Here is a 6,885-nt window from a genome sequence, read left to right as displayed (position 1 = left end):
GTGCCGGGTGGGTCGCCGGGGCCACGTCGGTGCGGTGCAGGGCCGAGTAGACCAGCAGGAGGAGCGCCAGCAGCGCCGGTACGCCGAAGAAGGCGGTCAGCCAACCAACCCGAGCGGAAAAACGGTCGAACAGCACAAAAGCACTCTAACGCCATGCCCCCGGTTTGGCGGGCTCATCCCGCCTCGGGTTCGGTCGGAGGCGCCGGGGCGGCCCCGATCCCGGCAGCTCCCGGGCAGTGGAAGGCATTACACGCGCCGGAAGCCGGGGTGGTTCGAAAAAGGCTCGAGAAAATTCCACACGGACACTGATCCGCGGACCCTACCGCTCCGTACTGGATGGGGGAGCAGGTCGGCCGGTGGCGGTGCCGCCGTGAGACATGATCGAGGAGCAGATGGCCCGGGCAAAGCAGAACCAGAAGGCGGAGGCCGTCCGTACCAGCACCAGCAGCCGTGGTGTCCGGACCGTCTCCAAGTCCTCGATGGCGCTGATGGCCGCGTCCGTGTTCGGCCTGATCTGGGCGGGCATGGAGATGTCCGGCAGCGGCGCGGCGATGTACGCCTACGGCTTCGTCTTCACCGAGTTCTTCGCCGGGGTGGTCACCCTGGTCTCGCTGAGCCTGACGGTGATGCTGGGGCTGCTCGCCACCGACCGGCTGGTGTTGCAGGCCCGGCACCGGCTGTTGCTCCAGTCCGCGCACCGCGCCACCGGCATCCTCGCCGTCGCCGGCCTGATCTTCCACATCATCACCAAGATCTCCATCGGTCGGGCCGGTCCCACCGACGCCGTGGTGCCGTTCATCGGCGGCTACGGCCTCTACGTCGGTCTCGGCACCGTCGCCTCGTTCCTCATGGTCAGCGTCCTGTGGACCGGGCTGGTCCGGGTCCGCTTCGCCGGGGTCGGACCGAAGTGGTTCTGGCGGGCGCTGCACTCCATGGCCTACCTCGCCTGGCCGTTCGCGCTGACCCACGGTCTCAACGTCGGTCGTAAGCCCGCGACCTGGGTGATGCTGAGCTACCTGGTCTGCGTGGTGCTCGTGGTGGTCGCACTGCTGGTCCGGCTCTCGGTCTACCTCACCAGACGCAGCCGGGAACAGACCCAGGCCGCCGCGCTGAACGCGGCGATGACCGGCAAGGGCGAGGAGAGCAAGACCAAGATCCTGCTCGGCGGTCTCGGCCTGCGCAAGGGCGAGGAGGAGGAGAGCCGGGGGGCCCGCAGCGGTTGGGCGGAGACCACCGCCGGGTCGTGGGGGGCGGCGCCCACTGCCGCCACCCGTCGCGACCCCGACCGGTTCACCGTGCCGGTGGTGCCCGAACCTGGCACCCTGCGCGAACCGGTCCGCGCCGGCCGGACCCGCCGCGAGGTGGAGGAGCCGGAGCCGCGTCGCCGCGAGCGGGACTCGACGCCCGCTGCCCGGCGCACCGAGCGGGTACGCGACGAGGAGCGGTCCAGCCGCCGTCGCGAGGAGGACGTCGCCCCGGTCTCCGGCGGTCGCCGCGCCCGGTATGAGGAGGACGAGGATGTCCGTCCGGTGTCGTCCGGTCGTCGGGCTCGGTACGAGGAGGACGAGGACGTGCGTCCGGTGTCGACGGGCCGTCGCGCCCGGTACGAGGACGAGGATGTCCGTCCGGTGTCGTCCGGTCGTCGGGCTCGGTACGAGGAGGACGAGGACGTGCGTCCGGTGTCGACGGGCCGTCGCGCCCGCCGCGACGACGACGATGTGGCTGCCCGCTACTCCGCGCCGCTCCGGCGTCGCACCGCCGATCCCGAGGAGCCCTGGGACAGCCCGCGCCGCTGGGAGAGTTCCCGGCCCATCTCGGCCGAGCCGGTCTCCGCCGGCCGGCACAGCATCGAGCCGGACGTGCCCGAGGAGCCCGACTACTGGCGTCCGCCGGCCCGGTACGTGGCCGACGACCTGCCCGTCGACGACACCCCGACCCTGGTCGACCTCGCCTCCCGGCGCAAGATGCGGGCCACCGGCGACAGCCGGTCCGGCCGGCGCAAGGGCCGGGCCGACGCGGCCGAGGTGGACGGAGCGTACTGGGCCGGGCTGCGGGGTGAGGCCAAGTGAAGCGGACCAAGGTGCCCCCGGTGGCCTGCATCGGCGAGCCCCGGCTCACCGCCGGGTTCGCCGAGTTCGGCCGGCTCGACCTCGTCGCACACGAGATGGTGCACGGCCCGATCGGGCCGATGGAACCGAGCAACCTGCTCCGGCTGGCCGAGAGCATCCAACTCAAGGGCAAGGGCGGCGCGGGCTTCCCCTTCTTCACCAAGCTCAAGGCGGTGCTGGACTCCTGCAAGCGGCAGGACCTGCCTGCCGTGGTGGTGGTCAACGCCACCGAGGGGGAGCCGGCGAGCTGGAAGGACAAGGTCCTGCTCACCCGCGCGCCGCACCTGATCCTCGACGGCGCGGCGCTGGCCGCGTACGCGCTCGACGCCGAGGAGATCGTGCTCTGCGTGGCCGACGACCTCGTCGGCCTGGACTCGCTCACCGAGGCCCTCCAGGAACGCCGGATGCCGGTGCCGACCGGCATCGTCACCGTGCCGCACCGGTTCGTCTCCGGCGAGGGCGGCGCGCTGGTCAACGGGATCAACGGTTTGCCGCACATCCCGCCCGGCACCAAGAAGCGGTCCAGCGACTCCGGCGTGCGGAACCTGCCCACCCTGCTGTCCAACGCCGAGACGTACGCCCAGGTCGCCATCGCGGCCCGGCTCGGTCCGTACGAGTACGCGGCGCTCGGCACCGACGACGAACCCGGCACCGTGCTGCTCACCGTGACCGGCCAGGCCAAGCGGCCGGCCGTGGTCGAGTGCGCCGCCGGCACCCCGCTGCGGGAGATCCTCGACCTGTGTGAGGTGCCGGACGGGCCGGGCATCCTGACGGGCGGCTACCACGGCCGGTGGATCACCCCGGAGGCGGCGGACAAGGCGCTGGTCTCCCGCGCGGGTCTCACCGCGGTCGGCGGCACCCTCGGCGCCGGCATCATCGTCCCGCTGGGGCGAGACACCTGCCCGCTCGGCGAGGCCGCGCAGGTGGTCCGCTACCTGGCCGGCGAGTCCTCCGGCCAGTGCGGGCCGTGCAAGCGGGGCCTGCCCGACCTGGCCCGCGCGGTCGACCTGGCCGTCTCCGGCAGCGCGCCGGTCGAGGTGGTCCGGGCCGCCGCCGGTGACGTCAAGGGACGCGGCGCGTGCAGCCACCCCGACGGCACCTCCCGGTTCGCGCTCTCGGCGATGGAGGTCTTCGGCGACGACCTGAAGCTGCACACCACCGGGGAGGGCTGCGGCAAGCGGGTCAAGGGCGTGATGGGCCTGCCCGGCGCGCCCGATCCCGACCCGAAGAAGCTCGCCCTGGACTGGTCCCGCTGCGACGGGCACGGGCTCTGCGCGCACGTCGTGCCGGACTTCATCCGGCTCGACCAGAACGGATACCCCGCCTTCCCCGCCACACCGGTGCCGACCTGGCTCAAGGAGGGCGCGATGAAGGCGGTCAAGGTCTGCCCGGCGCTGGCGCTGCGGCTGGTCGACGCGAAGTAGCCCACCGAGAGGAGACCGGGATGCGGTCGTACCCCAGCAACACGACGGGTGGCCGCCCGCCCGCCCGGCTCGTCACCGCCGCCGCGCTGACGGTCGCGCTGGCCGGCTGCGCGGGCGGAGAGCCGCCCCGGACGCAGCCGGTCAACGAGGTCGCCGTGGTGGCCACCGCCACACCGCCCGCCACCGCCACACCGACCCCGAGCGGCTCGGCCGCGCCCGTGTCGGAGACGCTGAGGTTCACCGCGAAGACCCTCGACGGCGCGGCCTTCTCCGCCGCCGACCTGGCCGGCAAGCCGGTGGTGCTCTGGTTCTGGGCGCCCTGGTGCGCGACCTGCGCCAGTCAGGCGTGGACGGTGGCCGAGATCGCCCCGCAGTTCCGGGACCGGGTGCCGATCGTCGGCGTCGCCGGCCTCGGCCAGCACAAGGCCATGAAGGACTTCGTCACCGAGTTCGAACTCGGCGGAACCCTCCAACTCGACGACCGAACCGGCGCGCTTTGGCGGCGGTTCGAGGTCGTCGAGCAGAGCACGTTCGTGGTCATCGACCGGAACGGCAAGGTGATCCACCAGGGCTTCCTCGACGGCGAGGACCTCACCCGCCGGGTCACCGCGCTGGCCGGCTGATGGAGGCGCCGCTGCTGCTCGCGGTGACCGCCGGCATGCTCGGCGCGGTCAACCCGTGCGGCTTCGCGATGCTGCCCGCGTACCTGTCGCTGCTGGTGGCCGGGGCTGCCGACACCCGGGGCGCCGTCGGCCGCGCGCTCACCGCCGCCGCCGGCCTGACCACCGGGTACGTCCTGGTCTTCGGCGCCTTCGGCCTCGCGTTGGCACCGGCGGCCGACTGGCTGCGCCCCCGGCTGCCCTGGTTCACCGTCGGGCTGGGCGTGCTGCTGCTGGCGCTGGGCTGCTGGCTGCTCGCCGGCCGGCGGCTGCCCACCGTGCGCCCGCTGGCCCGGGCACCCCGGCTGACCCGGTCGTGGGCGTCCATGGTGGTGTTCGGCATGGCGTACGCGCTCGCCTCCCTCGGCTGCGCGATCGCCCCGTTCCTGGCCATCGTGGTGACCAGCCTCCAGGCCGGGTCGGCGGCGCGGGGCGTGGCGCTCTTCGTCGGGTACGCGGTCGGGATGGGGCTGGTGGTCACGGTCGCCGCGCTCGGTGTGGCGCTGCTGCGCGGCCAGGTGGTGGCCCGGCTGCGCGGCGCGGGGGCGTGGGTGCCCCGGCTCAGCGGCCTGGTGCTGCTGCTCGCCGGCGGCTATGTCGCCTGGTACGGCTGGTACGAGGTGCGGCTGGCGCAGGGCCGGCGGGACGCCTTCGGCGACCCGGTGGTGGTCGGCGCGGCCCGGGTGCAGCAGGCGCTGGTCTCCGCGCTGGACACGGCCGGCCCGGCGGCGCTCGCCGGCGGGCTGGTGGTGCTGCTGGCGGTCGCGGCGCTGGTCCGGCGGCGGGGCCGGACGACGGCGGCGGAGGGCGGGTCGCCCGACCCCCGCCGCCGGCGGATCAGCGTCTCGGGGTGAGCCGGTCGGTGCCGAGCCGGTCGCGGAGCACCTGTGGCACCAGCACCGAGCCGTCGGGCTGCTGGAACTGCTCCAGGATGGCCGGGAAGAGTCGGCTGGTGGCCAGTGCCGAACCGTTGAGGGTGTGCACGAAGCGGGTCTGCTTGCCGCCCGGCTCCCGGTAGCGGATCGCCGCCCGGCGGGCCTGGTAGTCGCCGCCCCAGGAGACCGACGACACCTCCTTGTACTTGCCGGTGCTCGGCATCCAGACTTCGATGTCGAGGGTCTTGCGCATCGCGGCGCTGGCGTCACCGGCTGCCAGCAGGCTGGTCTGGTGGTGCAGGCCCAGCTGCTCGACCAGGCTCTCCACGTGGCCGACCATCGACTCCAGCGCGGCGTCGGCCTGCTCGGGCAGGGTGAACTGGAAGATCTCCACCTTGTTGAACTGGTGGCCCCGGACGGTGCCGCGCTCGTCGGAGTGCGAGCCGGCCGCCTCCCGGCGGTAGCAGGGGGTGTACGCGAACCGCTTCAGCGGCAGCGCCGCGGTGTCCAGGATCTCGTCCTGGTACGCCCCGAGGATCGCCGTCTCCGCGGTGGGCAGCAGGAACTGCCCGCGCGGCGCGGACTCCCGGTCCAGGTGGTAGACGTCGTCGTAGAACTTCGGGAACTGCCCGGCGGCGAAGCCCGCGGTGTCCAGCAACAGGTGCGGCGGGAGCAGGAACTCGTACCCGGCCCTGATGTTCTGCTCGATCAGCCAGTTGACCAGTGCCCACTCCAGCTGGGCGCCCAGGCCGGTGTACATCCAGAAGCCGGAGCCGCCGAGTTTGACCCCGCGTTCGTGGTCCACCAGACCCAGCGCCCGGCTCAGCTCGACGTGGTCGCGCACCTTCTCGATCACCGGCGGCTCACCGAAGGTCTTCACCACCCGATTGGCCTCCTTGCCGCCGGCCACGACGTCGTCGGCGGGCAGGTTGGGCAGCTCGCTCATCGCGCCGCGCAGCCGGGACTGCACCTCGTCCAGCTCCGCCTCCAGCTCGGCGAGCTGCTTGCGGCCGGCCTCCGGCGCGGAGACCTCCGGTTCGGTGCCGGCGCGCTTCGCCGCCGCGTACGCCCGCGCCTCCGCCTTGCGGCGCTGCCGCTCGGCGTCGATCCCGGTGATCAGGGCGCGGCGTTCCTGGTCGAGCCGCTGGATCTCGTCCAGGACCCGGTTGACCTCGGCGGGATCCAGTCGCTTCGCCAGCGCGGTCGCCACCGCCTCGCGATCCTTCCGGATCAACTCCATGTCGAGCATGCTGCTCCGTACGCCTCCGTCCGGGAAGTCAGGTGGGAACCCACCGATGCTACCGTCGCGCCCACTCACGCCCGGTACGCCCGTACCCCGCGGCACACCGATGGTGCGCTCAGAGCCGGATCGGCATGAGGACGGAGAAGGCGTCCTCGTCGTCCGGACGGCGGATGGCCAGCGGCGCGATCGGCCCGTCCAGCTCCAGCACCAGCTGCCCGCCGCCGGCGGCGTCGAGCGCGTCCAGCAGGTAACGGCCGTCCACCCCGACCCGTACCCCGGTGGTCGGCTCGTCCGGGGCGAGCACCCGCAGCCCCCGCTCGTCGGCGCCGAGCACGGTCACCGCGTACCGCCGCCCGGCGTGCTCCCGGTCCAGCGTGGGGGCGTCGGGGGCCCGCAACGCCGTCCCCAGGGCGGCGGCGTCGACCGGGAACCGGTGTGCCGGTGGCGCACCGGTCGACCGGGGCAGCAGCCGCCGGTAGTCGGGGAAGTCGTCCGGCATGGTCGCGCCGGCGACCTCGCGCCCGTCGACGGCGGCCACGACCCGTGTGCCGGTCAGGGCCAGGGCCACCGTCGTCC

The 6,885-nt window shown here is 73.4% G+C and carries 5 protein-coding genes and 1 pseudogene; 4 read left to right on the top strand and 2 right to left on the bottom strand.

The genetic code is table 11. The features are described from left to right. Window positions 1–377 precede the first annotated feature (377 nt). The 4 genes from E1182_RS28050 to E1182_RS28035 are packed head-to-tail and all read left to right on the top strand — an operon-like array spanning window position 378 to window position 5,045. A complete protein-coding gene (locus E1182_RS28050) occupies window positions 378–2,069 on the top strand; it encodes a hypothetical protein (RefSeq protein WP_243706458.1) in 1,692 nt (563 codons plus the stop codon). Next, window positions 2,066–3,532, top strand: a complete 1,467-nt coding sequence (locus tag E1182_RS28045) for an NADH-quinone oxidoreductase subunit NuoF family protein (RefSeq protein WP_132270744.1) — start codon at window positions 2,066–2,068, stop codon at window positions 3,530–3,532. The genes E1182_RS28050 and E1182_RS28045 overlap by 4 nt, the downstream gene beginning before the upstream one ends. A gap of 20 nt (window positions 3,533–3,552) precedes the next feature. After that, window positions 3,553–4,155, top strand: coding sequence for a redoxin domain-containing protein (locus E1182_RS28040; protein ID WP_132270743.1), 603 nt, complete (start codon window positions 3,553–3,555; stop codon window positions 4,153–4,155). After that, window positions 4,155–5,045, top strand: coding sequence for a cytochrome c biogenesis CcdA family protein (locus E1182_RS28035; RefSeq protein ID WP_132270742.1), 891 nt, complete (start codon window positions 4,155–4,157; stop codon window positions 5,043–5,045). The genes E1182_RS28040 and E1182_RS28035 overlap by 1 nt, the downstream gene beginning before the upstream one ends. Here E1182_RS28035 and serS read toward each other — a convergent pair. Together serS and E1182_RS31355 are read right to left on the bottom strand one after the other, a co-directional pair. Further along, window positions 5,029–6,315, bottom strand: coding sequence for a serine--tRNA ligase (gene serS / locus E1182_RS28030; protein WP_132270741.1), 1,287 nt, complete (start codon window positions 6,313–6,315; stop codon window positions 5,029–5,031). The two genes, E1182_RS28035 and serS, sit on opposite strands and share 17 nt — an antisense overlap. A 109-nt stretch (window positions 6,316–6,424) precedes the next feature. Next, a pseudogene (locus tag E1182_RS31355) lies at window positions 6,425–6,885 on the bottom strand (MerR family transcriptional regulator); the annotation flags it as partial.

Source organism: Micromonospora sp. KC721 (assembly GCF_004348355.1).
GTDB lineage: Bacteria > Actinomycetota > Actinomycetes > Mycobacteriales > Micromonosporaceae > Micromonospora.
Note: the sequence above shows the minus strand (reverse complement) of the source record. Positions and strands in the feature narration are given on the sequence as shown.